Origin of the sequence: Flectobacillus longus, from assembly GCF_030056705.1 — a bacterium.
Classification (GTDB): Bacteria; Bacteroidota; Bacteroidia; order Cytophagales; family Spirosomataceae; genus Flectobacillus; species Flectobacillus longus.
Map to the genome: position 1 here is coordinate 53,563 of NZ_JASHIC010000036.1, position 25,247 is coordinate 78,809.

The 25,247-nt window shown below is 36.9% G+C and carries 24 protein-coding genes; 10 read left to right on the forward strand and 14 right to left on the reverse strand.

Translation table 11 applies throughout. The features are described 5' to 3' along the window. Nucleotides 1-82: 82 nt before the first annotated feature. The 5 genes from ccoS to QM491_RS22805 all read right to left on the reverse strand — a co-directional run bounded on the left by ccoS (nucleotide 83) and on the right by QM491_RS22805 (nucleotide 5,531). On the reverse strand, nucleotides 83-238 hold the full coding sequence (gene ccoS, locus QM491_RS22785) for a cbb3-type cytochrome oxidase assembly protein CcoS (protein WP_283329836.1): 156 nt from the start codon (nucleotides 236-238) through the stop codon (nucleotides 83-85). 215 nt (nucleotides 239-453) lie between these two features. Then, nucleotides 454-915 (reverse strand): group III truncated hemoglobin, encoded by a 462-nt coding sequence (locus QM491_RS22790; RefSeq protein ID WP_283329837.1) that lies wholly within the window; start codon nucleotides 913-915, stop codon nucleotides 454-456. A gap of 348 nt (nucleotides 916-1,263) precedes the next feature. Beyond that, the gene (locus QM491_RS22795; protein WP_283329838.1) at nucleotides 1,264-2,082 is read right to left on the reverse strand and encodes a phytanoyl-CoA dioxygenase family protein; all 819 of its coding nucleotides are present in this window, start codon (nucleotides 2,080-2,082) and stop codon (nucleotides 1,264-1,266) included. 100 nt (nucleotides 2,083-2,182) lie between these two features. After that, entirely contained in the window at nucleotides 2,183-2,929 is a 747-nt protein-coding gene (locus tag QM491_RS22800; RefSeq protein WP_283329839.1) for an acyl-CoA desaturase, read from the reverse strand. A 208-nt stretch (nucleotides 2,930-3,137) separates the two neighbouring features. Then, entirely contained in the window at nucleotides 3,138-5,531 is a 2,394-nt protein-coding gene (locus tag QM491_RS22805) for a heavy metal translocating P-type ATPase (protein WP_283329840.1), read from the reverse strand. A gap of 149 nt (nucleotides 5,532-5,680) precedes the next feature. Here QM491_RS22805 and QM491_RS22810 point away from each other — a divergent pair, with 149 nt between their 5' ends. The 3 genes from QM491_RS22810 to QM491_RS22820 all read left to right on the forward strand — a co-directional run bounded on the left by QM491_RS22810 (nucleotide 5,681) and on the right by QM491_RS22820 (nucleotide 7,890). Next, nucleotides 5,681-6,382, forward strand: a complete 702-nt coding sequence (locus tag QM491_RS22810; protein ID WP_283329841.1) for a Crp/Fnr family transcriptional regulator — start codon at nucleotides 5,681-5,683, stop codon at nucleotides 6,380-6,382. A gap of 89 nt (nucleotides 6,383-6,471) precedes the next feature. Then, complete coding sequence (locus QM491_RS22815) at nucleotides 6,472-6,837, forward strand: cyclic nucleotide-binding domain-containing protein (protein ID WP_166551847.1); 366 nt, start codon at nucleotides 6,472-6,474, stop codon at nucleotides 6,835-6,837. Between the two features lie 225 nt (nucleotides 6,838-7,062). Next, complete coding sequence (locus QM491_RS22820; protein WP_283329842.1) at nucleotides 7,063-7,890, forward strand: universal stress protein; 828 nt, start codon at nucleotides 7,063-7,065, stop codon at nucleotides 7,888-7,890. Nucleotides 7,891-8,126: 236 nt separating this feature from the next. Here QM491_RS22820 and QM491_RS22825 read toward each other — a convergent pair whose 3' ends face one another. Next, nucleotides 8,127-9,188, reverse strand: a complete 1,062-nt coding sequence (locus QM491_RS22825) for a response regulator (RefSeq protein ID WP_283329843.1) — start codon at nucleotides 9,186-9,188, stop codon at nucleotides 8,127-8,129. A 173-nt stretch (nucleotides 9,189-9,361) separates the two neighbouring features. Further along, entirely contained in the window at nucleotides 9,362-10,963 is a 1,602-nt protein-coding gene (locus QM491_RS22830; protein WP_283329844.1) for a sensor histidine kinase, read from the reverse strand. A gap of 186 nt (nucleotides 10,964-11,149) precedes the next feature. On the opposite strand from QM491_RS22830, the gene QM491_RS22835 reads away from it, so the two are divergent. After that, nucleotides 11,150-11,731, forward strand: a complete 582-nt coding sequence (locus QM491_RS22835; RefSeq protein ID WP_283329845.1) for a hypothetical protein — start codon at nucleotides 11,150-11,152, stop codon at nucleotides 11,729-11,731. Nucleotides 11,732-11,886: 155 nt separating this feature from the next. Next, the gene (locus tag QM491_RS22840; RefSeq protein ID WP_283329846.1) at nucleotides 11,887-12,402 is read left to right on the forward strand and encodes a GNAT family N-acetyltransferase; all 516 of its coding nucleotides are present in this window, start codon (nucleotides 11,887-11,889) and stop codon (nucleotides 12,400-12,402) included. A gap of 45 nt (nucleotides 12,403-12,447) precedes the next feature. Here the strand turns inward: QM491_RS22840 and QM491_RS22845 are convergent, their stop codons facing one another. The 3 genes from QM491_RS22845 to QM491_RS22855 all read right to left on the reverse strand — a co-directional run bounded on the left by QM491_RS22845 (nucleotide 12,448) and on the right by QM491_RS22855 (nucleotide 13,741). Continuing rightward, on the reverse strand, nucleotides 12,448-12,804 hold the full coding sequence (locus tag QM491_RS22845) for an iron chaperone (protein WP_283329847.1): 357 nt from the start codon (nucleotides 12,802-12,804) through the stop codon (nucleotides 12,448-12,450). Next, nucleotides 12,791-13,162 (reverse strand): DoxX family protein, encoded by a 372-nt coding sequence (locus QM491_RS22850; RefSeq protein ID WP_283329848.1) that lies wholly within the window; start codon nucleotides 13,160-13,162, stop codon nucleotides 12,791-12,793. The genes QM491_RS22845 and QM491_RS22850 overlap by 14 nt, the downstream gene beginning before the upstream one ends. Nucleotides 13,163-13,330: 168 nt before the next feature. After that, on the reverse strand, nucleotides 13,331-13,741 hold the full coding sequence (locus QM491_RS22855; protein ID WP_283329849.1) for a VOC family protein: 411 nt from the start codon (nucleotides 13,739-13,741) through the stop codon (nucleotides 13,331-13,333). 179 nt (nucleotides 13,742-13,920) lie between these two features. On the opposite strand from QM491_RS22855, the gene QM491_RS22860 reads away from it, so the two are divergent. Continuing rightward, nucleotides 13,921-14,898, forward strand: coding sequence for a GlxA family transcriptional regulator (locus QM491_RS22860; protein WP_283329850.1), 978 nt, complete (start codon nucleotides 13,921-13,923; stop codon nucleotides 14,896-14,898). Nucleotides 14,899-14,960: 62 nt separating this feature from the next. On the opposite strand, the gene QM491_RS22865 is transcribed toward QM491_RS22860, so the two are convergent. Both QM491_RS22865 and QM491_RS22870 read right to left on the reverse strand, forming a co-directional pair. Beyond that, complete coding sequence (locus QM491_RS22865) at nucleotides 14,961-15,755, reverse strand: alpha/beta fold hydrolase (protein ID WP_283329851.1); 795 nt, start codon at nucleotides 15,753-15,755, stop codon at nucleotides 14,961-14,963. Nucleotides 15,756-15,873: 118 nt separating this feature from the next. Next, nucleotides 15,874-16,380 (reverse strand): GNAT family N-acetyltransferase, encoded by a 507-nt coding sequence (locus QM491_RS22870; protein WP_283329852.1) that lies wholly within the window; start codon nucleotides 16,378-16,380, stop codon nucleotides 15,874-15,876. A 198-nt stretch (nucleotides 16,381-16,578) separates the two neighbouring features. On the opposite strand from QM491_RS22870, the gene QM491_RS22875 reads away from it, so the two are divergent. Next, nucleotides 16,579-18,294, forward strand: a complete 1,716-nt coding sequence (locus QM491_RS22875; protein ID WP_283329853.1) for an IlvD/Edd family dehydratase — start codon at nucleotides 16,579-16,581, stop codon at nucleotides 18,292-18,294. A 336-nt stretch (nucleotides 18,295-18,630) separates the two neighbouring features. Here QM491_RS22875 and QM491_RS22880 read toward each other — a convergent pair whose 3' ends face one another. Next, nucleotides 18,631-18,831 (reverse strand): hypothetical protein, encoded by a 201-nt coding sequence (locus QM491_RS22880; RefSeq protein ID WP_283329854.1) that lies wholly within the window; start codon nucleotides 18,829-18,831, stop codon nucleotides 18,631-18,633. Between the two features lie 313 nt (nucleotides 18,832-19,144). On the opposite strand from QM491_RS22880, the gene QM491_RS22885 reads away from it, so the two are divergent. Continuing rightward, nucleotides 19,145-20,554, forward strand: coding sequence for a glycoside hydrolase family 125 protein (locus QM491_RS22885; protein WP_283329855.1), 1,410 nt, complete (start codon nucleotides 19,145-19,147; stop codon nucleotides 20,552-20,554). 253 nt (nucleotides 20,555-20,807) lie between these two features. Here the strand turns inward: QM491_RS22885 and QM491_RS22890 are convergent, their stop codons facing one another. Next, nucleotides 20,808-21,593 carry a transglutaminase domain-containing protein gene (locus QM491_RS22890; protein ID WP_283329856.1) on the reverse strand — a complete coding sequence of 262 codons (786 nt, stop codon included), beginning with the start codon at nucleotides 21,591-21,593 and terminating at the stop codon, nucleotides 20,808-20,810. Nucleotides 21,594-21,879: 286 nt separating this feature from the next. On the opposite strand from QM491_RS22890, the gene QM491_RS22895 reads away from it, so the two are divergent. Continuing rightward, complete coding sequence (locus tag QM491_RS22895) at nucleotides 21,880-22,644, forward strand: SDR family oxidoreductase (RefSeq protein WP_283329857.1); 765 nt, start codon at nucleotides 21,880-21,882, stop codon at nucleotides 22,642-22,644. Between the two features lie 371 nt (nucleotides 22,645-23,015). After that, complete coding sequence (locus QM491_RS22900) at nucleotides 23,016-24,995, forward strand: S9 family peptidase (protein ID WP_283329858.1); 1,980 nt, start codon at nucleotides 23,016-23,018, stop codon at nucleotides 24,993-24,995. The last annotated feature ends 252 nt before the right edge of the window (nucleotides 24,996-25,247 follow it).

Below are 25,247 nucleotides of genomic sequence, written 5' to 3' on the forward strand. Positions count from 1 at the left end.
TGCGATTGAGAGCAAATTTTGTAGATTCTACCCTCCCATTTTACTACGTCGGTTGAGTCTAACTCAATGTTTGATTCCCTGTTTATTTCAGAGTACTTTTTTGGTCGTCCAACAAAATACGCATAGCAGGAGTGTGTAAATCGTCGTTTTGTCCGTCTTTCATTGACCAAAAAAACGCACCTAAAAAAACAAGTGCCATCACCAAACTGATTCCGATCATGATGAAGATGATTTGCATTTTTTTGTGTTTTTTTGTGTTTCTATGCCTCAAAATTGGGGCTTTCTGCTGTGTTCAGCTATGAGGAATGTTAGTGGGGGTACTCGCATTTATTAGTCCATTTTATGACAAAAGTCAGTAAAAAAGACTTGTCTGACTCAGGATTGAATAGGTGCATAAAAAAAGGCACAAGAGTTATTCTTGTACCTTTAGGGATAAACTTCTTAAAATCAACACTATGACTGGGTCACTTCGATGGTTGGTGAATCATTCAATTTGTTCATATAGTCAATCTTATGAGCCCAAGCATTGGCTATATTGTAGGCTCTTTCTTTAGCTTCTTCTGCTTTTGGCCCCTCAAAAAGTTCGTCCAAGGTTTGAAAAAACAAGCTCAACCATTGCTCAAAATGAGGAATTGTAAGCTGATGTACCGAATTGATGACAAAATGTGGGCGTAATGGATGTCCATCATATCCTTCGGTACCAAATAAAATCATTTCCCAAAAATTGTACATTTTGGGTAAATGCTTTTGCCAGTTGACTCTTGCTACATGGTCAAATATATGTCCGAGCATTTGATTATCTCGTACTTTATCATAAAATGTATTCACAAGAAGCTCAACGTCTTCACGCCCCTCCAAAGCTTTTTTCACGCTAGGAACGGAGGTGTTAGTCTCTATATGTTGTTCTGGATTCATTGTTTGGGTTGTCTGTCAATCTTTTGACACTCAAATCTCTAAAAAAGTTCTTTTTGAATAGCTTATATCTTTATTGATAAATAAGAGATTCTCGCAAAATTAAGTAAATTTTATCCGCAATAGGCATCAGGCTTTATGCAGTACGCAAAAGAGTCAAAGGATTTCTATTCCTAGTCCAAGACTAAGTCTTAAACTAAGTCTTGAAAAAAAGCACAAAGCTAACAACATAAACTGCCCAAAAGCAATCCTATAGATGTTTTCCTTGTGCTTTAGTATTAAAAAATTGGATTGATATGAATTTAAGATTTACCCGAAATTAATCACTATATTAATTGGTGTCAGTAAATATTATCGTTGAACAATCTTCGCCAAACGATGATAAAATGGCGTCGAACTGTTTTCGTCTTTTGGCGCATATTTGCCTTGAATAATCGGGAAGTACATTACACGACGGCGAGATTTTTCGCCTGTAAATGGACAAACTTCTACGCGATGCCAAAGGTCACCGTCGTGTACTGTCAAGTCTCCAGCTTCGATGTCCAAACCAACTTCATTCGGGTCAGGATTATGGTCAATGAATTGTTTTTTCAAAAACAAAACCTTCATTTTGCTCAATTTATGCGTGCCTGGCAGTACTCTCAAACCACCATTCTCAAAAGGGCAATCGTCCAAATGAGTACCAATATTGAGCATTTTCAAAATCTTTTGTCCCAAAAACAAATCTCGCGGGCTATCGGTATGCCAACCCATTTGTGAGAATTTACTATTGTCCTGATTGATGTAATGATTAAACACTAACCCATCCTTTTCTACCTCCGCAATACGATTATTGTTGGGTTCTAACAAAGTCAAAAGTGCCTTCAAACGTGGATCTTGCAAATATTGATGTAATATTTCGCTATGTGTCGAAAGAAAACACATACGCTGAATCATGGTATTACCTGCTGGATCTTTGCCAAATTTCAGAGGCGTGCCGTTCATTTTTTCTATTCCCTTATCAATCCAATCTTTCTCAACTCTGTGGGCTTCTTGCAAAAACAATTTGACAGTATCTTTAGACAAAAAGTTTTTGAAATGTAAAAATCCATATTCGTTAAAAAAAGCACGCTGCTCGTCTGTTATCTGCTCACCGAGCGTAAAGGTCTTTGCTTCAAATTGTTTCCCCATATCTTTAAACATTTAGCATATTTTGTTTCAGGTCAAACGGTAGGCTTTAGTCAACTAGCCACAAAAGCCTATTGCCTAAAGCCTACCGTTTTGCCTGATATTACATATAATTCAAGTCGTTGTTTTTCTTCAACTTAATAATGTGTAAGGCATTTAAAAGTAAAATCACTGGATATGTCGGGTCAAACTCATGCCATTTTACACCGAAGTTGGCACGACCACCCAATTTGTGGTGATTATTATGGTACGACTCGCCCATCATCAAGAAATCAAATGGAAGCAAGTTTTTTGCTGTATCGTTTACTTTAAAGTTGATATAACCATATTTGTGTGCAAACCAGTTGATTACTACTCCATGTACAGGACCCATCAAATAATGAATCGGCAACAAAGCATATTCCCAAGGTGAAGTAGCAAATTTCATGTAGAATAACGTATAAAGTGTTCCCCAGAAAAGACGCATCAACCATTGGTCGCCTAATTTTTCTAAAAACATCCAGTTAGGTACATTTTTTTTGAATTTAGGATCAATATCTGCTCTGTCATACAATACGTCGTTGTAAATCTTCTTGGTCTTCCACATCATATCAAACAAATTGTTTGAATAACTTGGCGAATGCGGGTCATTTTCGGTATCGGCATAGGCATGGTGCAAACGGTGCATGATACCATAAGCTTTGGGACTCAAAAAAGAAGACCCTTGCGTAATGAGCGTAAAAACATAGAAGAATTTTTCCCAGCCCTTAGACATCGTAAACATTTGGTGTGCCGCGTAGCGATGTAAGAAGAATGTTTGCGAGAATAATGACAGATACCAGTGTGCTACAAAAAATAATAAAATTGCCATGAAATTGGGATTTATAGATTAGGTAAAAATTTGACTAATAACCTGTGAAAACCACTCAGAAAGCCAGCAGGCGAGCCAATGCTCACAACACGGTACAAGGAAAAAATAGTGATTTTTCCGATGAGTGATTCATGCACTATCATTAGCCAAATCATTACGAATTTGGAACAAATTTAATAGACTATCTATTTTGTAGAGTTGACAAAAATCAGTGCTTAAACTGATTTTTACCACGTAAAATCATACCTACAGAAGCAATAATCACCATTGTTGACGAACTCATCGGCATCAGAATCGCCGCCACCACAGGGTGTAATGTACCAGAGGCCGCAAAAGTCAAACCTACGAAGTTGTAAATCAAGGATACCACAAAACTGAACTGAATCAGACGTAAGGCATATTTGCTGTACTTGAAAATAGCCGTAAACTTGTGTAAAGAGTTAGCCTCCAAAATACCGTCGCTTGATGGCGTAAAGTTGAGCGTATCATCAGTGATGGCAATACCAACATTTGATTGTTTCAGGGCACCAGCGTCGTTAAGTCCATCGCCCACCATGACTACTTTTTTGCCTTGGGCTTGTAGTTTCTTAATAAAATCAAGTTTTTCTTGTGGTGTGCAATTAAACTTCAAGTTGTTTTCATCCGAAAACCAACTCTTCAACTGATTGCGCTCTGCTTCATTGTCGCCCGATAGCAAATAGGTATGATACGTTTTGCTAAGCGCTCGAATTTGACCCTCTATATCGGCACGATAATGATTTGGTAACGAGTAATAGCCAATATATTCATGATCGATTTTGAGGTGCGCTACACTTGCATTAAATCCTTTTTCAGGTTTTTTCCCTTCTGGATTCACAAACTCAAACGAACCCAATTTGATTTGGTGATTCTCGTATAATCCCTTCAAACCTTGCCCAGTGATTTCCTGAAAATTTTCTATTTCTAAAAAAGTAGGCTCAGGATATAAGTATTTGATTTTTTGTGAAATCGGGTGTGTCGAATTTCTTACTAATGATGACACCAACATTTCCTCAAACTGATTCAAAGGACGCTGACTATGAAAAGTCGGTAAACTTCCCTCCGAGGTTGTTAGAGTACCTGTTTTATCAAAAACAATGGTGTCACATTGTGCCATCGCCTCAATAATGTCTGCATTTTTGAGATAAAAATTCTGTTTTCCCAAAATTCTCAAACCATTACCCAGCGCAAAAGGATAGCTCAAGGATAACACACACGGACAAACCACAATCAGGATAGCCGTAAAGGCATTGATAACTTTTGAAGGATCGTGGAAATACCAATAAATCGAAACACAAGCAGCAATGGTCAATACCGAAATAGTGTAATATTTGCCCACTAAATCTGAGAAGGTTTTGATTTTGGAATCTTGGCTTTTTTGAAAAGTATCATTGTTCCAAAGTTGGGTCAAGTAACTTTGAGAAACCTCCTTCAATACTTCCATTTCGAGGGTTTCGCCTACCTGGCGACCACCAGCATATAAAAAATCTCCAACCTTTTTGGCTTCTAATGCCGATTCGCCTGTTACGAAGCTGTAATCTATTTGGGCATTTCCTTTATACAAAAATGAGTCAGCAGGAATCAATTCGCCATTTCGTACGAGAATTTTATCTCCTTTTTTCAAGGCATTCAACGAGATGGGCTCTTCTTTTCCTTGAGTCAATCGAGTAACAGCCAAAGGAAAATAAGATTTGTAATCTCTTTCGAAAGAAAGAAAACTATAGGTTTTTTGCTGAAACCATTTGCCTATCAGCAAGAAAAATATCAAGCCCGAAAGTGAATCAAAATAGCCTGCCCCGTCCAATACAATCACCTCGTAAGTACCTCTAAAGAAGGCTACTAAAATACCCAGCAAGATTGGAAAGTCGATATTGATAATCCCTTTTTTGAGACTTTTATACACCGATACAAAGTAGTCTGAGCCCGAATAAGCAACCACGGGAATCGACAATGCCATACTCAACAAACCAAAGAGTTTTTTGTACATCATGTCGTCCAAACCTAAATATTCTGGAAAACTAAACAACATGATATTACCTGCACAAAACCCTGCTACACCAATTTGCGTCAGTAGTTTTTTGTAAGAAGGTTTATTTTTTTCCTTTACCACATCATTCAAACTAATCAGCGGTTCGTAGCCAACCGAAGTCAACATTTCGGCCAATTGGCGTAATGTCAGCTCTTCAGGATTGAAAGTAATCGCCACTTGTTTTTTCAAAAAATCAACTTTTGATTGCTTTACACCTGTATGAAGTTTGTACATATTCTCCAAAAGGTACAAACACGATGAGCAGTGAATAGAAGGGATATAGAAGCTAATCTTGGCAATTTTGTCACTTCTAAAATCTAGTAATTGATTAGTAATCTCGGTATTGTCCAAAAACTCAAAATGTGCCATTTGGGGGCTATTACCTGACATTTTCTCAATGTCGTAGTAATTACAAAGATTATTTTGGTCAAGTATTTCATAAACAGTTTTGCAACCTTCACAGCAAAAATGCTTTTCCTCGATATGTATATGGGTATCTGGGCAATCATTACCACAATGGTAACACACCAGAGCCTCGTCAGTAAGCGTTTCCATGGACTCTACAATTTTTTCCAAAATTTGCCTATGACCGCTGAAGTAAATATGAGTAAGGTGATTTCAAAAACTGATAAAACTCATATTTTCCGATACTGACCTTTTGCAACTTCGCAGAGTGATATTTATCAATCTAATCAGTGTTATATATGAAACCGCAAGCTCCACATTGTCAAAGTTGCCAATTCAAAGATAGTTCACTTTTCAAGCAGTGCCATATTCACGAGTTGGAAGAACTAAATGAAAGCAAATGTTTTAATTCCTATAAGAAGGGTCAAGTTATCTTTCATGAAGGAAACAGACCGCTGGGTATTTTCTGCGTATATAGCGGTAAGGTAAAGGTAAGTAGAATGGGCTCAGACGGAAAAGAGCAAATTATTAGACTTGCCAAAAAAGGAGATACATTGGGTTATCGCTCGCTGATAGACAATACTAAATATACGGCTTCGGCTATTGCCTTGGACGAAACAGAGGTTTGTTTTATTCCTGCTGCTGAGTTCAATAAGTTAGTTGATGAAAATGTAAAAGTTTCGACTGATTTAATGAAAATGCTTGCACGTGCTTTGGGAGATACACAGGATAAGTTGATCCATTTGGCAATGAAGCCCGTTCGTGAAAGACTAGCTGAAGCATTATTATTACTAAAAAGCACTTATCAAGAAGAAGGCAAAACGCCCTTTTCTATTTCAATTTCGAGAGAAGACCTCTCTTCGATTGTTGGTACGGCCAAAGAAACAGTAATTCGCTTTTTGTCAGAATTTAAAGAAGACGGAATTATTACAACACATGGTAGTGAAATCACGATTTTGAACCCTGAGAAATTAGTAAAAATTAGCAGTATGTACGACTAATTTTTATGTCAGCTTGCCCAATGACTATTATCATTTCAAGGGCTTGCAATCTCGCCTAACTTAGCATACTCATAGCAAGCAAAGAAACAATGAGAGAAACGGAACGTAAAATTTTAGCGAGTGGTATAGAATTAAGTTTCAAAGAAGGTGAGTATTTGTATAGAAAAGGACAAGATGCCGAATTTGTATTTTATCTGAAAGACGGTGCTTTTGAACTCAGAGATGAACACAACAAACCTATTGTCATAGATGGGTTTAGGTGTTTTTTGGGATTAGAAGAAATGCTCTCAGATAAAAAACATCGTTATGGCGTTAAGGTTCTTTCCAATGCACATGTACTTGTTTTTGAAAAATCCTTACTTAATACCCTTATTTATGAATATGAATTAGCCCAACGATATTTTATGCTCAAAATGTGTGATTATCTGGCTTTTCATGAGAAAGTGTATGAATAAAACTTTCGATAAAAATCTGTAGAAAACTAGGCAGGCTTTGGCATTAGAGCCTCTTTACGAAATTGTTGTGAAGAATTTTAATCTTTTTAGCGTGACTGCTTTCATTCAAAAACATGATAATTGTCATGTTTTTAATATCAGAAAAACGTCAACTTTACCGTATATCAATGATATATTAGTAGCTAAATCAAGTTTATGTTTTTCCATTAAATCTATAAAAAAGTCATGAAAAAGATTCTTGTGCCTACAGATTTCTCTGAACTATCGTTAGCAGCATTAGATGTAGCAGCCATGTTTGCTCGTGCAACATCGGCCGAAATTGTCCTATATCACAAAGATTTTATTATTCTTCCAAACATAGATTTTATTGAAGCGCCTATTACAACCTACGATGTAGAAACTAACGAAGCGATTCATAATCAAACGCAAAAGCAACTGGAAGATATTATACAATCACCTAAATATGAAGGAATTAGTATTGTTGTATATAATACTGATGATTACGAAGAATTAGGTGAGGCCATTTCTGAAAGAACAGATATTGACTTAATCGTCATGGGTTCAGAAGGAGCAACAGGTTGGAAAGAGTTTTTGGATGGCTCTAATTCAGAAAGTGTAGTAAGACACGCTCATTGTCCTGTATTGGTTATCAAAGAACCGACATCAATTTTTTACCCTCGCAAAGTAATGTTTGCTGTCGATTTTGAAACGCCTTTTGATGATAAGCTCATTAAGACTTTGAGCCATGAAATCGAACAAGTGTATGTGGTTTACGTAAATTCTTCTGATGGTTTTGAGGATACCAGAACTATCAACGAGAAAATGGCAGCTTTTGAAAAAGAGCATAATCTTACCGATCATGAGTTTGTGATTTATAATGACTACAGCGCAAGTAATGGCGTAATTCATGCAGCCGAAGATTTACAAGCCGATCTCATCGTCATGTCGACAAAAGCTCGTTCTGGACTGAGTCATTTCTTATTTGGTAGCGTAACCGAAACGGTAATCAACCACTCAAGCATTCCTGTGCTTGCCACTTTAGCAAAACATTAATTAAACCGTTAGACGTTCTTTTTGTCGAATCAATGAAATTCCTGGAATGGCAATTCGGCAAACACGAATGGTACTTGATATCAGGATTTTACCAACAATTTAATAGCTCAGGCTACTGAAATATTCTTTTGAAAAATCACAAACTGATATTCAATTTTTGAATTTATGTAGTCATGAGCCATGAAAAAGGCGTAGAAACTGTGTTTCTACGCCTAATTTTTTGTTTGAAACCTCTCCTAATTTCTTAAATTAGCCAACTTCTTCTCGTCGATAATCGTAATTTCACTACCGCTAATTTCGATAAGCTTATCAGCTTTAAATTCGCTCAATGTTCGAATAAGTGATTCTGTGGCAGTACCCACAATAGATGCCAAATCGTCTCTTGAAATTTTCATAGTAAATTTCATACTTTCCTCTGCTCTATATTTTTTCTGTAACAATAAAAGACCATCTGCTACACGCTTACGAAGTGAATTATATGCCATACCTAACAAATAGGTTTCTTTATCTGCAATATTATTGGCCAACAATTTGATAAATTTATTGGCAACTTGCTGGTTTTTGGACAATAGCTCCATAAAATCGCCTCTTGGGATACCAATAATTTGAGAATCTTCCAATGCCTCGGCAGTTTCCTGATAGTCAGTATTTTCGATAATGGCAATATGTCCAAAGAAATCGCTTTCATTGTACAAACCAGTTACAAACTCTTTTCCATCTCTATTGGTTTTATAAGTCTTTATTTTTCCTGATTTCAAGAAATAAAACTTGATGGGTTCATCGCCTTCAGAATACACAATTTGTTTTTTCTTCAATGTCGACACCTTTCTATCTGACGACAAATCCGTTAAATCTCTGTATTTATTTGCCTCCGAATACAGTTCTTCCAAATGCTCATGAGCCACTTTTCCAGCACCATGCAACAGCTGTTCTACTTTTTTCAAACGACTTTCGATGGCATTCAATAACTCTATTTCGTGAAATGGCTTGGTCAAATAGTCATCAGCACCCATTTCCATTCCTTTTCTAAAATCAGTTCTTTCAGTTTTGGCAGTCAAGAAAATAAATGGAATACCTTGTAAATCGGGATTTTGATTAAAGATATGGAGAACGCCATATCCATCAAGCACAGGCATCATAATATCGCAAATTACAATATCAGGGCGACTTTGAATGGCTTTTTCAACTCCATCTTTACCGTTAACTGCGGTAATTACCTCGTAGTTAGCCAATTCGAGAATCTCGGCGGTGGTTTCTCTGATGTCATCGCTGTCTTCGATAAGTAATATCTTTTTCATAAAGCTTAATTGTTGTGTTAAGACAAGTTTTAACAAATGATTTTTATTGAATATTGAGGGAAATATAAATTAGTGCTGAATGATGAGTTGCGAATGTGGAGTTTTGGTCATAGCACCTTACTTAACACGATTCTTTTATGTCTTTTATGTAAAGAGCCTAAGAAAAGGCTAAATCAAGCTAAATCCAACTGCACAGTTACGGTTGTACCTTCGTTGAGTTTACTCGAAATACTTACTTTTCCTCCAAGTAATTCGGTGTATTTGGCAACAATGTGTAAGCCTAATCCTGTACCTTGAATATTGGTAACGTTCACGCCTCTAAAGAATCGATCAAACAAATGTTTTTGATCTTCTTCCGAAATACCAATACCTTCATCGTGTACACTCAAGACGAAATGAGACGGCAGTTTTTGAGTTCTAATCGTAATACACGAGCTCTCTCCCGAAAACTTCACCGCATTGGAACATAAATTGATAATAATTTTTCGTAACAAGGATTTGTCCGTAAAAAGCTCAGTTTCGCCCGAATGCTCAAAGCGTAAGTTTTGATTTTTCTTTAACAAATTACTAACATCTGCCAAGGTATCATTTACCAAATCAGGAATTTCGACTTCGGCCAAATGTGCTTCTATTTTACCTTCTTCAAGTTTTCCTACCGACAAAAATTCTTCTAAAATATCGGTCAAATTACTTACAGCTGACTTTATTCGGTGAACATGCTTTTCTCTTTTTTCGTGATCTTCGGTTTTGGGATATTTCGAAATTAGAGATGCAGAAGACAAAATGGCCGTCAATGGCGTTCTAAATTCGTGCGATGCCATTGCTACAAAACGAGATTTGAGTTCACCCAACTCTTTTTCCTTACTCAAGGCCAATTCTAGTTCTTGCTTCGATTCTTCTAAATCTTTAAGTGTTTCAACAAGCGCATTGGTTCGATTCATGACTTCTTGTTCAAGGCTCTCATTGAGTTTTTTAATTTCTTGATTTTTCAAAATCATCTCCATCTCGATTTTCTTCTTATAGGTAATATCGTTGATAAAAGAGATGAAATATTGATTACCATTTTGTTCAAAAAAACTCAAACTGATTTCTACCGAAAATAAAGTCCCATCTTTTTTGCGCGCTTTCAAATCCAGTCCAATACCCATTGGACGAATTTGAGGTTTGTGCAAATACTTTTCTGTATGTTGGCGATGAGTCTCAGCTAATGCTGTTGGAAGAAGTGTCTCGATAGGCATACCTATGAGCTCGTTCAAATCATAGCCGAACAAAGCATTGGCAAAGCGATTGGTAAGAACAATTTTACTGCTTTTGTCCATCATTACAATACCCATTGCTGCGTGCATAAACAATGCTTCAAAACGAGCTTCACCTTCCGAGAATTGAATTTGAGTATGCTTTTCAGATTGAATATCAGATAAATTAACCAACCAATGACCTCTAGCTGCATCAGGCTCTTGAAGCAATTTCACTTGAATTCGCCCCCAGAATTTTGTACCACTTGGACTTGTGAAACTATCATCAATACAAAATTCAGCAGAAGATTTTAAGTGCTCAGATACCTGAAGCTCCCATTGAATCAGACTTTCGTTGTTTCGTAAGCCCTCCAAGAAAAAACTATTAGCTTGTTCCAAATTTTCTAGCTCAAACATTTTTAGCCCTGTCTTATTGAGATAGATAAATTTGTGAGTGTCTGGATTGTAGATTCCAACAAAAAGTGGGCTATTTTCCAAAGCAACCTGGCAAAGTTGTTGGTCTAGGGAAGTACAATTCATAGGTATTATGGCTTTGTTTCGTCATAAATAATACTTACACAATAATCATTTTCTTTAATTTGTTAGAAGAATTGCTATTGCTTGGGCATCTGTCAAAAATAGTAGATTTGAATAAATTTTCACTACATACATTTTCAAATCATTCTGGGTAAATTTACATGATAATGCCGATATTTTCCTGAAAAAATGAAAAAAATCACCTTCTTTACTTCGTGCATGACTATTCTACTTGTAGCAATTGTATGTTATATTGTTTTGATTGAATTTCAAGAAGAGCAAATTATTCAGACCAATATTCATAACAATTTGTACCAGTTACCCCAAGGCGATTCTGTTCAATCATATTCTTGCTTGTGGTCATGGTACTCGAGCACAAGCCTTTATAAAGTTTGTGTACACCAAAATAGAGATATTTCAATTGGTTATGGTTTAAGAAAATGGCAACAAAAGCTCAAAGATATTCCTACAAAGATACAATTTGCAGATGGAGATTTTAATCTAAATAATCTACCAGAGTTGTATTTGTTTGGACTAACCCCCAAAGGATACGTTGTTCAAGCTTATGAATATCGTCATGACAAACTACAAGGATTTGAGTTGCCTCCGCTTATGGGTACTAACTTATTTGAGTATCGAGGAAAAGACTCATTATACTTTGAGAAAAACTTTTTGGCTCGTCAATTTTTAACGAATTCAGGTCAAAAAGTCTGCTATTACGAACTTATGCCTAACTTGCAATTCGAACTTAGATTTACGAAAACTCTTTAAGCTAGTGGGCAATTTTACCCGCTTTTAGCTTAAGATCTAAAGCCTCATAAAGCAAAATAAGACCTAATTAACCTCGAATGTAAAATATTGATAAATAAAATTACACTCATAATTAACACTGCATTGATACAGTACCTAACACTTCATCAAAATTTATGGACTATCAAATCAAAAAAGCAAACTTGGAAGACGCACATTGCCTTTCTGAACTTTGTAAAAACATTTACGTTGAGCATTATCTCTATTTATGGCTTGAGGGAGGCAAAGAGTGGTATCTTGAGAAATCCTATGCCGAACAGGTACTTCAAGTTGAAATAGAGCACCCAAATTCTGATTATTTTATTCTTCAGATGGATACTTCGCCTGTGGGATACTTGAAGGTAAATTATGATTATTCAGAAAAAAGTAGTGCACTCGAAATAGAAAGAATCTACTTTCATCAGTCATACAAAGGACTTGGTTTAGGGCGTAAATTGATAGAGTTTGCTTTTGAACTAGCTCAAAAACAAGGAAAAGAAAGTGTCATTCTAAAAGCGATGGATAGCAGTAAAAATGCTATTGGTTTTTATCATAAAATGGGTTTTCAACAAATTGGCACGCTCATTTTGCATGATTTTGAGTTGATGAAAACAGAATTCAGAGGAATGATCATTTTAGAATATTGTCTTTAATAGAAAACCCTTGCCATACTTAGCGTATTGGCAAGGGCTTGTGTTTTATTTACTCCTATTTTCCTCTAGTCTGTAAATTACCATTTTTTGAATCAAATCAAAAGGAATCTCCTGATTTAAAGGAAATTGTATCGATCCTTTCGCCCATTTATAGGGTCCTAGCTCTGATTCAAAATGTTTGATTCCTGAGCCTGTAGGGTAAAATCCTATATGATTTTTGTAGGCAGCAAAATAGACTAATACACCTTTGTACTTGTAAGCTGGCATATTGTAACTAATACATTCCTGTGCTTCTGGTGCAATTGCTCGTATCAAATCACGTATTTGACCTATAATTAATTGAACATCCTCAGGAAAGTTTGATTCGTACTCGTCTACGCTTAGGAACTTATGCTTTTCCATCCTCCAATTTGTGATAATAAAAATATGAAACCATCAGAATTGCCAAAACTATTAAGGGGAAAAACGCTTCTCCGCCAATACCATCTACAGCGGCATGACTAATACTTGCAAAAATAAAATCAAATACAAAGCCTGCATAAGCCCATTCTTTTAATCGTTTGGGTACTTGTGGAATCATCAATGCCAATGTTCCTAATACCTTAAATACAACCAAGGCGTTACCAAAATACTCAGGATAGCCTAAATGTTTTATTCCTTCCTTTGCCAATTCTGTTTGAGAAGTAAGCGCTGGCATTACCCCTTCAAATAGGAAGATTAGCGTGGTGGTTACCCAAAAAATAATCTTGTCTTTTTTCATGTTAAATAAAGAGAAATTAAGTGTTTATGCAGTATTGCGAGTTGGTAATGTACGAAGGATTTCAACCCATTTCGGATTGGTAATTTCTAATTTCGGAAAAATAAGCAAACACCTTATTCTAGTCTAAAGAGGCAAACTATCCCCTTTTTGCCTATCCCCTCATAATTACTATTTCATTTCCATAAACTTTTCCATGTCCATCCAACCAATCTCCCAAATATGTCCGTCGAGGTCATTGTAGGCTCTACCGTACATAAAACCATAATCCTGAGCTGGTCGAGCCTCTGTACCGCCTGCGGCTAAAGCTTTTTCTAGAATAGCATCCACTTCTTCCCTACTCTCAGAGTCCAAGGCAATCAATACTTGAGACGTTTCGTGAGCATTAGGAATCTGTTTTGGTGTAAAAGTCTGAAATCTCGATTCTTCTAACAACATTACAAAAATATTCTCAGAAATTATCATACAAGTAGCCTGATTATCAGTAAACTGTGGATTAAAGGCATATCCAACATGCGTAAAAAACTCAATTGATTTTTGGAGATTTTTTACAGGTAGATTTACAAAGATTTTAGAAGCCATAAGTTTTTTAGTTTTGAATATGTTTTATCAGAAAATCTATTTATTGTTTCTTTTTTACAAAAATACTGTCTACAAAAATTAGTCACAGATAGTAAGTACGACAAAATAAAGGTTGTTTACGACAACATTAATTTTTACATTTGTAAGTAAACAAAAACCTTACTTCAAACCTAAAATCTGTGAAAAAAGTAGCTATCATTGTCCCCGAAACTGCTGTAATAGAAGCAGTTGCCGACCCTCGGTATCTATTACTAGCTGTCAACCAATTTCTGTCTCAAGCAGGTCAGCAACCTTTATTTGAGGTTCAATTAGTGGGTCAAAGCAAAGAAGTAAAAGTCGCCAATGGTGTATTTTCTATACACACTGATGCTGTTATTTCAGAAGCACAAAGACCAGACTTGATTATTATTCCTGCCCTTAGTGGAAACTTAGAGGATGCTCTTTCTCTTAATCAATCATTTCTACCTTGGATTCGCCAAAATTATCAAGAAGGTACCGAGGTGGCAAGTTTGTGTTTGGGAGCATTTTTATTGGCATCAACAGGTCTTCTCAATGGCAAATCTTGTTCGACGCATTGGTTATTTGCCAATGATTTCAGAACAATGTTTCCTGAGGTAACCTTGATGGACAATCGAATTATTACAGAACAGAATGGATTGTATTCGAGTGGAGGCGCCAATTCATATTGGAATCTTTTGTTGCACTTAGTCGAAAAGTACAGTAGTCGAGAATTAGCTGTTTTGGCTTCCAAGTTTTTCGTACTAGACATCAACCGTAAAAGCCAATCCTCTTTTAGTATTTTTCATGGGCAAAAAATGCACGACGATACCGCTATAAAGCTAGTGCAAGAATTTATTGAGGAACATTTTGAAAAGAAAATTACGATTGAAGAATTAGCGGCGCAGCACAACCTAGGACGCCGTACATTTGAGAGAAGATTTAAAAAAGCAACCAATAATTCGGTGATAGAATACGTCCAGAGAGTAAGAATAGAAGCCGCAAAGAAAGCATTAGAAAGTGGTCGAAAAACTATTACTGAAGTTATGTTTGATGTTGGCTACAGTGATACGAAGGCATTCAGGGATGTTTTTAAGAAGATTACAGGATTGTCTCCAACAGACTATAAACAACGTTACGAAAAAATAGGCATTGAATAAAATGTCTCAGTATGAAGATACCAGCTTTGTATCTTCATACTGAAACTTTACAACATCTACTTCTATTCTTCCAAGAACTTTAGTATTTCACTCGAAAACTCAGCGGTACGATAAGTTCCGTTATGGTCTCCTTTCACGATCGCCAATTTTGCATTTTTAAAAAAGCCTTGTAGTACTTTTGGGTCGCCATTATCCAAATCAGCATCACCGTTGATAATCATCGTTTTCCCTTTAAAACTTGCCAGCGCCTTGGGCGAAGTTGCAGGTTGATAACGTTGTAAATACCCCAACACCAAAGTGTCAGCTCCGATAGATTTGGCATATTTTACCGCTCCTTGCGCATCTGGATACATATACGCTTTACCTAAAAAAGCCTCCTCAAACATTTTCCTTCTGTCCCAATCTGGATTAGTAAAATGCTGACCTATACCACCTAGAACAGCCTTTTTAACCTGTTTGTCTAAGCTCAATAATTTCGCAGTAATTATTGCCCCTCTTGAGTAGCCTATCACTGTATATTCTTTGATATGTAAAGATTTTATCAACGTCATCATATCTTTGGTTTCGGCATTATTTTGATAATATTTTTCCTCATGAGGCTTGTCAGATTTACCATTGCCTCGCATATCTGGCACAATGACACGATAGCCTTTAGCAATCAAATCTTTATAAAGCTGTGTGCGGCGCCAATTGGCGCCTGTATTGATAAATCCATGCAATAGAAGTACAGGATTGCCTTTTCCTGTATCTTCATAGGCAATTCGTTGCTGATCAAAAGATTCAAAATAATGAATAGTTTGCGCTTTTAATGAAAAGCAAGTAATAAATGTTGAGAGAAAGAGAACGATTGATTTCATAAGTAAGAGAAATAGTTTTATAGAAAAATAATTTTATCCGCCTTAGGCTTTTGCAATAGGCTAGCTTATTAAAGCAAAATGGAAATAATTTCGCCTAGCGCATAAGGCGTTATATTTTTCAAACATTCAGTTCAAAAAGAAATAATTCATCGTTGTGTAATATGATTTTGTCTACCTTGACGAGTCCTATTTTTTCAAGTAGCTTTTGCGAAGCATAGTTTTCCAAATTAGTAATTGCTTTAATTTTTTTAAGAGAAAAATCTTCAATAGCGGCCTTTAATATTCTTGAAGCTGCTTCAAAGCCGTAACCTTTTCCTTCGTACTCAGGAAAAAAAGCGAAACCAATGTCGATGCCTTCCAAACCTTCACGGTCGTACAAGCCACAACTGCCAATTTTGACACCATCTTCTTTACGAATTACCGTATAATTACCATATCCTAGTCGCTCGTATTGATATAGTACACGACTATTGATATAATCGATGGCATCATCCACATCTTGGACATTTCTATCTCCAATAAATTGTAGCCATTTTGGGGTATTCAACAAAGCCAAAATAAATTCGGCATCTTCAAGGTCTGTCGGCTTTAAGATTAACCGCTCTGTTTCAAAAGTTTTGTACATTGGGTGTTGGGAGGTAAGTAATAGCTAAACGCAGTAGGCAAAAGCTGTGCGCTAAGCGAATTTATGTAAAAAATAATGTAAAATTCTAAGTCAATTATCTCTTTTGGTTTTCGTTGCCAATTGAATCTCTCTAAAATTAATCATAATTTCCAGAAAACATTAATTTAGCATCTATCCCGAAAAACAAAACCTTTTAACATGAAAAAAAATCAACTTCGTTCCCAAAATTGGTTTGGAAAATCAGGTAAAGACGGATTTCTCTACCGAGCTTGGATGAAAAATCAAGGTATTCCTTCTGATTTCTTTGAAGGAAAACCTGTCATTGGTATTTGTAATACTTGGTCAGAACTGACTCCTTGTAATGCTCATTTTCGTGACCTTGCAGAAGCTGTCAAAAAAGGCGTTCTCGAAGCAGGTGGTTTCCCCGTAGAATTTCCTGTGATGTCTTTAGGCGAAACCCTCATCAAACCTACCGCCATGCTCTATCGAAATTTGGCAAGTATGGATGTCGAAGAGTCCATCAGAGCCAACCCTATCGACGGTGTAGTATTGCTTTGCGGTTGTGACAAAACCACTCCTTCGCTGGTTATGGGAGCTTGTAGCGTAGACTTACCTACCCTTGTCATCTCTGGCGGTCCCATGATGAAAGGCAAATGGAAAGGCAAAGACATAGGAACATCAGACGTTTGGCGATTTGCTGAGGCATACAAATTAGGGGAATTATCCCAAGAAGAATTTGTAGAAGCCGAAGCCTGCATGGCACGTACTCAAGGACATTGCGCTGTAATGGGAACTGCCTCCACAATGGCAACCATGGTAGAAGCTCTAGGTTTATCCTTGCCCAACAATGCGGCTATTCCAGCAGCAGATTCTAGAAGAAAAGTTATTTCTCAACTTTCGGGCAGACGTATCGTCGAAATGGTGCAGGAAAATTTGACCTTAAGTAAAATACTAACCAGAGAAGCATTTGAAAATGCCATCAAGGTAAATGCGGCAATTGGTGGTTCTACTAATTTTGTCATTCACCTTTTGGCAATTGCAGGTCGCATTGGCGTCGATTTGTCGATTGATGATTTTGATAGACTGTCTCAGGATATTCCTCTTTTGGCAAACCTTCAACCTTCTGGGGAGCATTTTATGGAAGATTTGTATTATGCTGGAGGCTTGCCTGCTGTCATGAAACAAATGCTGGAGCATTTACACAAAAATACAATTACTGTAAATGGTAAAACTGTAGCTGAAAATGTTACGCAATCTGAAATTTACAATTCGGAAATCATAAGTTCGCTGAAAAACCCTTTTAAACCCAACTCTGGAATTGCCGTGGTAAAAGGAAATTTAGCACCAAATGGCGCTGTCATCAAACCGTCTGCTGCCACTCCTGCTTTGATGAAGCATCGAGGTAAAGCGGTAGTTTTTGAAAATATTGAGGACTATCATGCTAAGATTGATCACCCTGACCTTGATATTGATGAAAACTCGGTGATGGTTCTCAAAAATGTTGGACCCAAAGGCTATCCTGGCATGGCAGAAGTAGGTAATATAAGTTTGCCCAAAAAGTTATTGGAAAAAGGCATCAAAGATATGGTTCGTATTTCGGACGGCAGAATGAGTGGTACGGGTTTTGGGACAGTCGTACTTCATGTATCGCCTGAAGCTGCGGCTGGTGGCAATATTGCGCTAGTACAAAATGGCGACTGGATAGCATTGGATGTCGACAATCGAAGTCTTACACTAGAAGTATCAGAAGAAGAGCTTGAAAATCGTCGCAAAAATTGGATAGCACCCAATCTTAATATTAACCGAGGCTATGTGAGTTTATATATCACCCATGTTGAGCAAGCACACTTGGGCGCTGACATGAGCTTTTTGAAAGGAAAATCAGGAAGCGAGGTCGCTCGTGATTCGCACTAGTCTGATATTGAGTGGATGGCGGTTGAGCGATTTAGTGATTATTTTAAAATCTATTTTTATCTTAGAGACGCAATGCCTTGTGTATAAAGAGGTGTCATTTTGAAATATAGTGTCAAAATATGAGTCATTCCGAATTTTAAGATTGGGGTTATTCTCTAAGTTTTCATCAAAAAAGCGGTCGAAAATCAATTTTCCGACCGCTTTTTTGATGCTACTATGATAGATTTTACTCAGCTTAAGACGCAATCATTGCGTCTCTTCTGCATAAAATAATCACTCATTCACTCAATCTCAATTCACTCAATTAGATATGGCTCATGTTTTGTTTAAAAGCCATTAATGCCAATGTCCTCGCCCCCTACCTTTACCGTGACCACGTCCGCGTCCAGGTTTTTCTACAACAATGACTTCCCTTGGCTGTTGAACAATTACGGTTCGGCGAGGACGTCTATCAACAACCACCGTTCGAGTGGGTGTTACACAACTGGCTAAAAATGCCAACGAAAAAATCACAAATAGACTCAATATTGGTTTCATAAGGATTACAATTCAGAAATTAAAAAATCAATTATCTAATCTAAAAACGGTCAATTTAAGCTCAGATTTTGTCAAATAATGGTAATTGAGTAAGTGGCAATATGGATTTTTGCGATTTCATAGGCTAGAATATAAGTTGAGGTAACAAAAGATAAGTTTAAGTAAGTGGGCAAAAATCCAAAATATTGTCATTTTAATGATTTTTTCGACAACTTTGTCGCTTTAATTTTTGTTACAAAATCACTCATTTTCTGTAAAACCTAGGGAATGGCTTTTGTCCTTCCTTTAAGCCCTTTTTAAAAACTATTTAAAAATGAACAGACGTCATTTTATTAAAAACAGCTCATTAGCAGGTCTTGGATTAGCCTTTTATTCAAACACCTCTTATGGTGCAACCGACTTCCCAGTTGTACGTGTTAGCGCCGACAAAAGAAATTTTTCAAGTCCAGCAGTAGAAGAAACGATTGCCAGACTCAAATCAAAAATCAAAGACCCAGAACTAGCTTGGTTATTCGAAAACTGTTTTCCCAATACTTTGGATACAACTGTTCATTACAAAGTTGAAAACGGTAAGCCAGATACCTTTGTGATTACAGGAGACATTGATGCCATGTGGTTGCGTGACAGTACTGCCCAAGTTTGGCCGTATTTGCCACTAGCTAAAAAGAATGAAGACATTCGCAAATTGTTGGAAGGCGTAGTTCGTCGCCAAGCAAAATGTCTTTTAATCGACCCTTATGCCAACGCATTTTATGCTGAAAAAGGGAATAGCGAATGGACCAAAGATTTAACAGATATGAAGCCAGAACTTCATGAACGTAAATGGGAGTTAGATTCTGTTTGTTACACCATTCGTTTGGCTTATCACTATTGGAAAACCACGGGCGATACATCTGTATTTGATGCAGATTGGTCAAAAGCAATGAAAGGCGTTTTGAGAATTTGTAAAGAACAACAACGTAAAAATAGCCGAGGAAGCTACAAATTTGGTCGTAATACCTTCTGGTCTACAGATACGGTTCCAGGTAATGGATATGGTAATCCAACCAAGCCTATTGGTATGATTCATAGCATTTTCCGTCCGTCTGATGATGCTACAATTTTTCCATTTTATACTCCTGCCAACCTTTTTGCAGTAGTATCTTTCAAACAATTGGGGGAAATCGCTGAAACAGTTTTGAAAGATGTACCTTTTGCACAAGAATGTAAAGCTCTTTCTGCCGAAGTAAAAAAAGCAATTCAAGAATATGCCATTTATAACCATCCAACTTTTGGTAAAATTTATGCGTTGGAAGTAGACGGATTCGGCAACCGTTTGTTACAAGACGATGCCAATGTGCCAAATTTACTGGGCTTGCCGTATTTGGGAGCTGTGGATGTGAATGATCCTATTTATCAAAATACGAGAAAGTTTGTTTTGAGCTCATTTAACCCTTATTTCTTCAAGGGTAAAGCTGCCGAAGGAATTGGTAGTCCGCATACTCTGGTAGACAATATTTGGCATATTGGTTTGGTGATGCGCGCCATGACATCCACCAACGACCAAGAAATTGCGGCTCAATTGAAAATGATTAAAAATACGCACGCAGGCACAGGTTTTATGCACGAGTCTTTTGACAAAGACGATTCGTCGAAATTTACAAGAAAATGGTTTGCATGGGCGAATACCCTTTTTGGCGAATTGATTTTAAAAATTGAAAAGGAAAGACCGCATTTATTGTAGAACTATTGAGTGATTGGTGATTGAACGATTTAGTGATTTTTCTTTATAGATTTTATGGGTGGAGACTATCTACTTTAGATATAAAAAAGTCATTCAAAAATAAAGAATCAAAAACGGCGTTCGAAAATAGTATTTCGAACGCCGTTTTAAATATTAAAATTTATGATGAAACCCTTTTAGACACAACGCACTGTGTCTCTACCGCTTGAATACAAATTTTAAAACAATCACTTAATTCGGAATACTTCAGTTTTTATACCTGTTCTACCCAAACTTTCATATTGAGTAATTCAGAGTTTCCAAATTGTGTAATCAAAGCAACATCGGTGGCATCTCGCCCATAAGCAATAACAATTCTTCCGCCAGTAGTACAATCTTGTACTGCATCAAAAGCGTACCATTTACCACCCAAATATACCTCAAACCATGCGTGCAAATCGATATACTTTAATTCCTTTACATAGCCTACAACCATCCTTGATGGGATATTGATGCTTCTGCAAAGTGAAATAGCCAAATGTGTAAAATCACGACATACGCCTTTTTTCAAATCCAAAATATCTAATGCTGTTGTACTAGACTCTGTTACACCATATTCATAGGCAATATTTTGATGAATCCATTCACTAATGGCTGCAACTTGCTCATAACCTGACCAAATTTTCTTGGTAATTTCAACCGCCAATCTACCGATTACAGGGCTGTCTGATTGACAATATCTGCTAGGAAACAAAAATTGTAAGGTATCGCTCGGAAGGTTTTCAATCAAAACATAAGCTGCTTGATTATTGACATCTACATTGTCGGCTACCTCTGCCACTACCTCCGAACGAATGGTTACAGTTCCAACGGGAAGTAACATACGTTGACATACATTTCCAAACGAGTCTATGTACTCTACGATGGGTGTATAGGGACTCAGAATCAACCTATCTTCCTGAATAAATTGTCCTTCTGTACTACGAGGGCGTAGCATAGTAACGACAGGCGTAGGCTCTTTAATTTGATAAATAAACTCTGCTCCCGCTGATAATTTCATGAATAAACTATGTATTAGACGTGTTGATGTATGACCTATCCAAATTTGTGGTGAAATTTTGATAGGTTTATAAGGCTCTTCTACCTAAAAGAAGTAATATTGAGGGATTAGCTCGTAAACAAATATAGCTAAAAATAAAGGTTATCTGAACTTGTTTTAGCTTTATTTCGTCGAATTATTAAACCTTAGTTATCTTTTCACACCATAATTAAAGTAATTTTCAAAATCAAATAGAAGGAATTGGCTATTTATCATCGCTAATTCTCAAGATACAATATTTCATATTATGACAAACTGGAATTTACAGGGTAAAAAAGCCCTTATTACAGGTGGCACAAAAGGAATAGGAAAAGCCACAGCCACTGAGTTTTTGAAACTTGGCGCACAGGTTCTCATTATTGCAAGAAATGGAGACGAAATCCAAGAATGTATTAAAGAATGGAGTGCGTTAGGCTTTGTGGCACAAGGTATTGCAGCGGATGTCACCCAATCCGAAGATAGAGAATTGTATATTTTTCCTATTTTAAAAGAATGGGGTTCACTTGATATTTTGGTGAATAATGTTGGCACAAATATCCGTAAAGAATTTACCGAATATGAGCCTGAGGAAATCCAAAAAGTATTTGACACAAACCTTTTTAGCGCCATTGCTATGACAAGGCTGTGTTTTGAATTTTTAGAAAAAGGTCAGGATGCTAGCGTAATCAATGTAAGCTCGGTGGCAGCGTCGGTCGATGTTGCCTCTGGTACTCCTTATGGCATGACAAAGGCGGCAGAATTACAGTTTACAAGAAATTTGGCAGTAGAATGGGCTAAACACGGCATCCGTGTCAATGCTGTTTCGCCTTGGTACACCAAAACCCCATTGACAGTTCCAGTACTATCTCAGCCCGACAGACTCAAAAAAATCTTAGATAGAACACCCCTCAATCGTGTTGCAGAACCTGAGGAAGTAGCTTCGGCTATTGCCTTTTTTGCTATGCCCGTTTCATCCTATATTACAGGACAGAATTTGGCAGTAGATGGGGGATTTTTAGCAAAAGGACTCTGAGGTAGTGTTGAGTGATGAGTTTGGAGTGATGAATTGTGAGTTGTGAATTAGTAGTGTACGAAGAAATATAAGAACCATCTATATAGGATGTTGGATTTCGGAAGTGTGACCAACTTTTTTGAACTATGTTTTACAAAAAATCAAGTTACTTTTCAATATTTCCGAAATCAGAAATCTCAAATCTGTAATAGTTTGAAATCTTTCATACAGTCCTAGTTGTGAATTTTGAGTGTAATTTTAACTATCAATACTTTACATTCAAAATTCACAACTCATACATTCAGCACTAATACTTAACTCATCGCTCTAATTAACTTTTTGTGTTTATCTCTTATTTTCATTTTTACCAATTCAACAACTAAACATTTTTTATGAAAAAACTTTCCTTTTATGCACTTTTACTGGGTATTCTTCCAAGTATTGGGTACTCACAAAATGCAACTAAACGTAATTTAAAACCGAAGGATGTATATCAAATCAAATCGGTTTCTGATGCCAAAATTTCACCTGATGGTGCTTGGGTTTCCTATACACTAACTTCTGTAGATTCAGTTAAAAACAAAAGAAGTACAGACGTTTGGATGGTAAGCTGGGATGGGAAAGAATCTATTCAGCTAACCAACTCTCCTGATGGCGAATCACAAGCCAAGTGGAGCCCAGACAACAAATACATCTCATTTGTATCAGCAAGAAGTAGCTCAAATGGAAGCCAAATCTGGTTGCTCAACCGTCGTGGAGGTGAAGGAAAACAACTAACCAATCTCAAAGGAGGCGATTTACAAGAATATGCTTGGAGCCCTGACGGGAAAAAAATAGCTTTGGTATTAGAAAGCAAAGCCGATACCTCAAAACCAAAAACGCCAAAGCCTATCGTTATTGACCGTTTTTTGTTTAAAAAAGATGTAGAAGGTTATCGTGAAAGAACATTCTCAAATATCTTCCTGTTTGATGTGGCAACAAAAAAGATTGATACCCTAACCAAAGGAAACTATGAGGTAAGCTCGATTGCATGGTCGCCAGATGGTTCTAAAATCGCTTTTGTAAGTAACAGAACTCCTGACCCCGACCGCAATGAAAATACTGACATTTTTGTCATAGAAACTAAAGCCAAAAGCGAAGCAAAACAATTAACCACTTGGACGGGGAGCGACAACGCCCCTGTTTGGAGTCCTGATGGCAAAACTTTGGCCTACCTTCGTAGTACTGCCTCAGAAGACTACATCATGTATGACCATGCGGTATTATGCACGATTAGTGTTGATGGCGGAGAACCGACTTTACTAAGTAAAACCCTTGATAGACCCGTAAATACTCCAAGATGGGCAAAAGATGGTAAATCTATTTTTGCAATCGTATTGGACGACCGATACCGTTATGTAGCCAACTTTCCATTAAGTGGTGCTATGATGCAGAAAGTCTCTCAAGATAAAGCAATATTTACTTCATTAGAAGCACACCCGAATGGAGATTGGGCTTCGTTGGTCACAACACCTGAACTTCCAGCAGAAATCTATGCTTTTGAAAATGGACAAAGAAGAGCCTTAACGAATCATCATGAGGCATTCTTTAAGCAAATTAGTCTTGCAACTGTAGAAGGATTTACCTCAAAAAGTAAAGATGGTGCTACTGTTTCAAGTATTTTGTATCGTCCTGCCAATATAGACTCAAAGAAAAAGCTCCCTACAATTTTCTTTATTCATGGTGGACCCGTTTCGCAAGACGAGTTTGGTTTTGATTTGAGTAGACAAATGTTGGCATCGGCAGGTTATGCAGTCGTTGGCGTAAACTACCGTGGAAGTAACGGGCGTGGTTTGGAATATTGTAAAGTCATCAGTGGCGATTGGGGCAATAAAGAAGTTCTAGATATTCTTGGTGCAGTGGATTATACGGTAAAAAATGGCATTGCTGACCCTGAAAAATTAGGAATTGGAGGCTGGAGTTATGGCGGTATTTTGACAGATTATACTATTGCAACAGATACTCGTTTCAAAGCGGCATCAAGTGGTGCAGGGGTAGCCATGATTTCATCTATGTATGGTGTCGACCAATATATTTTGCAATACGAACATGAAATTGGTTCTCCATGGAAGAATTTTGACAAATATGTAAAGCTTTCTTATCCTTTCCTAAAAGCAGACAAAATTAAAACACCAACGCAATTTATGGTAGGCGAAAGTGACCATAATGTTCCTGCGGTTGGTAGCGAACAAATGTACCAAGCCTTAAGAACAATCGGTATTCCAACAGAATTGATTGTATATCCAGGACAATTCCACGGCATTTCGGTACCAAGTTACCAAGTAGACCGTTTTGAAAGATATATCAAGTGGTTTGATAAATACCTGAAATAGTATACGAAGTAGAAGTGCTGAATTTTGAGTGTAAAATTAACAACTCATAATTCAGCACTAATACTTAACACCCAAAGCCTAATACGATTTTATTAGGCTTTTCTTTAATTTCAGTAAAAAATCTTCTATTAAGTAATAGACATTATCACGGTTTCAGAAGTATCATAAAAAAAGGCTTGAATTTTTTAGATTTGTAGTTGCAAAACCAAACAAACTAAAAAAGACGAGCCATGAACAAAATTAACACATTAA

What these genes read in the sequence shown, in the direction of transcription:
- QM491_RS22870 (WP_283329852.1), bottom strand. Translation starts at nt 16,380, where the DNA reads ATGTACAAAACTTTTGAAACAGAGCGGTTAATCTTAAAGCCGACAGAC.
- QM491_RS22855 (WP_283329849.1), bottom strand. Translation starts at nt 13,741, where the DNA reads ATGGCTTCTAAAATCTTTGTAAATCTACCTGTAAAAAATCTCCAAAAA.
- QM491_RS22845 (WP_283329847.1), bottom strand. Translation starts at nt 12,804, where the DNA reads ATGGAAAAGCATAAGTTCCTAAGCGTAGACGAGTACGAATCAAACTTT.
- QM491_RS22900 (WP_283329858.1), top strand. Translation starts at nt 23,016, where the DNA reads ATGAAAAAACTTTCCTTTTATGCACTTTTACTGGGTATTCTTCCAAGT.
- QM491_RS22795 (WP_283329838.1), bottom strand. Translation starts at nt 2,082, where the DNA reads ATGGGGAAACAATTTGAAGCAAAGACCTTTACGCTCGGTGAGCAGATA.
- QM491_RS22805 (WP_283329840.1), bottom strand. Translation starts at nt 5,531, where the DNA reads ATGGAAACGCTTACTGACGAGGCTCTGGTGTGTTACCATTGTGGTAAT.
- QM491_RS22820 (WP_283329842.1), top strand. Translation starts at nt 7,063, where the DNA reads ATGAAAAAGATTCTTGTGCCTACAGATTTCTCTGAACTATCGTTAGCA.
- QM491_RS22865 (WP_283329851.1), bottom strand. Translation starts at nt 15,755, where the DNA reads ATGAAATCAATCGTTCTCTTTCTCTCAACATTTATTACTTGCTTTTCA.
- QM491_RS22840 (WP_283329846.1), top strand. Translation starts at nt 11,887, where the DNA reads ATGGACTATCAAATCAAAAAAGCAAACTTGGAAGACGCACATTGCCTT.
- ccoS (WP_283329836.1), bottom strand. Translation starts at nt 238, where the DNA reads ATGCAAATCATCTTCATCATGATCGGAATCAGTTTGGTGATGGCACTT.
- QM491_RS22830 (WP_283329844.1), bottom strand. Translation starts at nt 10,963, where the DNA reads ATGAATTGTACTTCCCTAGACCAACAACTTTGCCAGGTTGCTTTGGAA.
- QM491_RS22880 (WP_283329854.1), bottom strand. Translation starts at nt 18,831, where the DNA reads ATGAAACCAATATTGAGTCTATTTGTGATTTTTTCGTTGGCATTTTTA.
- QM491_RS22810 (WP_283329841.1), top strand. Translation starts at nt 5,681, where the DNA reads ATGAAACCGCAAGCTCCACATTGTCAAAGTTGCCAATTCAAAGATAGT.
- QM491_RS22890 (WP_283329856.1), bottom strand. Translation starts at nt 21,593, where the DNA reads ATGAAATTATCAGCGGGAGCAGAGTTTATTTATCAAATTAAAGAGCCT.
- QM491_RS22895 (WP_283329857.1), top strand. Translation starts at nt 21,880, where the DNA reads ATGACAAACTGGAATTTACAGGGTAAAAAAGCCCTTATTACAGGTGGC.
- QM491_RS22875 (WP_283329853.1), top strand. Translation starts at nt 16,579, where the DNA reads ATGAAAAAAAATCAACTTCGTTCCCAAAATTGGTTTGGAAAATCAGGT.
- QM491_RS22825 (WP_283329843.1), bottom strand. Translation starts at nt 9,188, where the DNA reads ATGAAAAAGATATTACTTATCGAAGACAGCGATGACATCAGAGAAACC.
- QM491_RS22835 (WP_283329845.1), top strand. Translation starts at nt 11,150, where the DNA reads ATGAAAAAAATCACCTTCTTTACTTCGTGCATGACTATTCTACTTGTA.
- QM491_RS22815 (WP_166551847.1), top strand. Translation starts at nt 6,472, where the DNA reads ATGAGAGAAACGGAACGTAAAATTTTAGCGAGTGGTATAGAATTAAGT.
- QM491_RS22885 (WP_283329855.1), top strand. Translation starts at nt 19,145, where the DNA reads ATGAACAGACGTCATTTTATTAAAAACAGCTCATTAGCAGGTCTTGGA.
- QM491_RS22800 (WP_283329839.1), bottom strand. Translation starts at nt 2,929, where the DNA reads ATGGCAATTTTATTATTTTTTGTAGCACACTGGTATCTGTCATTATTC.
- QM491_RS22850 (WP_283329848.1), bottom strand. Translation starts at nt 13,162, where the DNA reads ATGAAAAAAGACAAGATTATTTTTTGGGTAACCACCACGCTAATCTTC.
- QM491_RS22790 (WP_283329837.1), bottom strand. Translation starts at nt 915, where the DNA reads ATGAATCCAGAACAACATATAGAGACTAACACCTCCGTTCCTAGCGTG.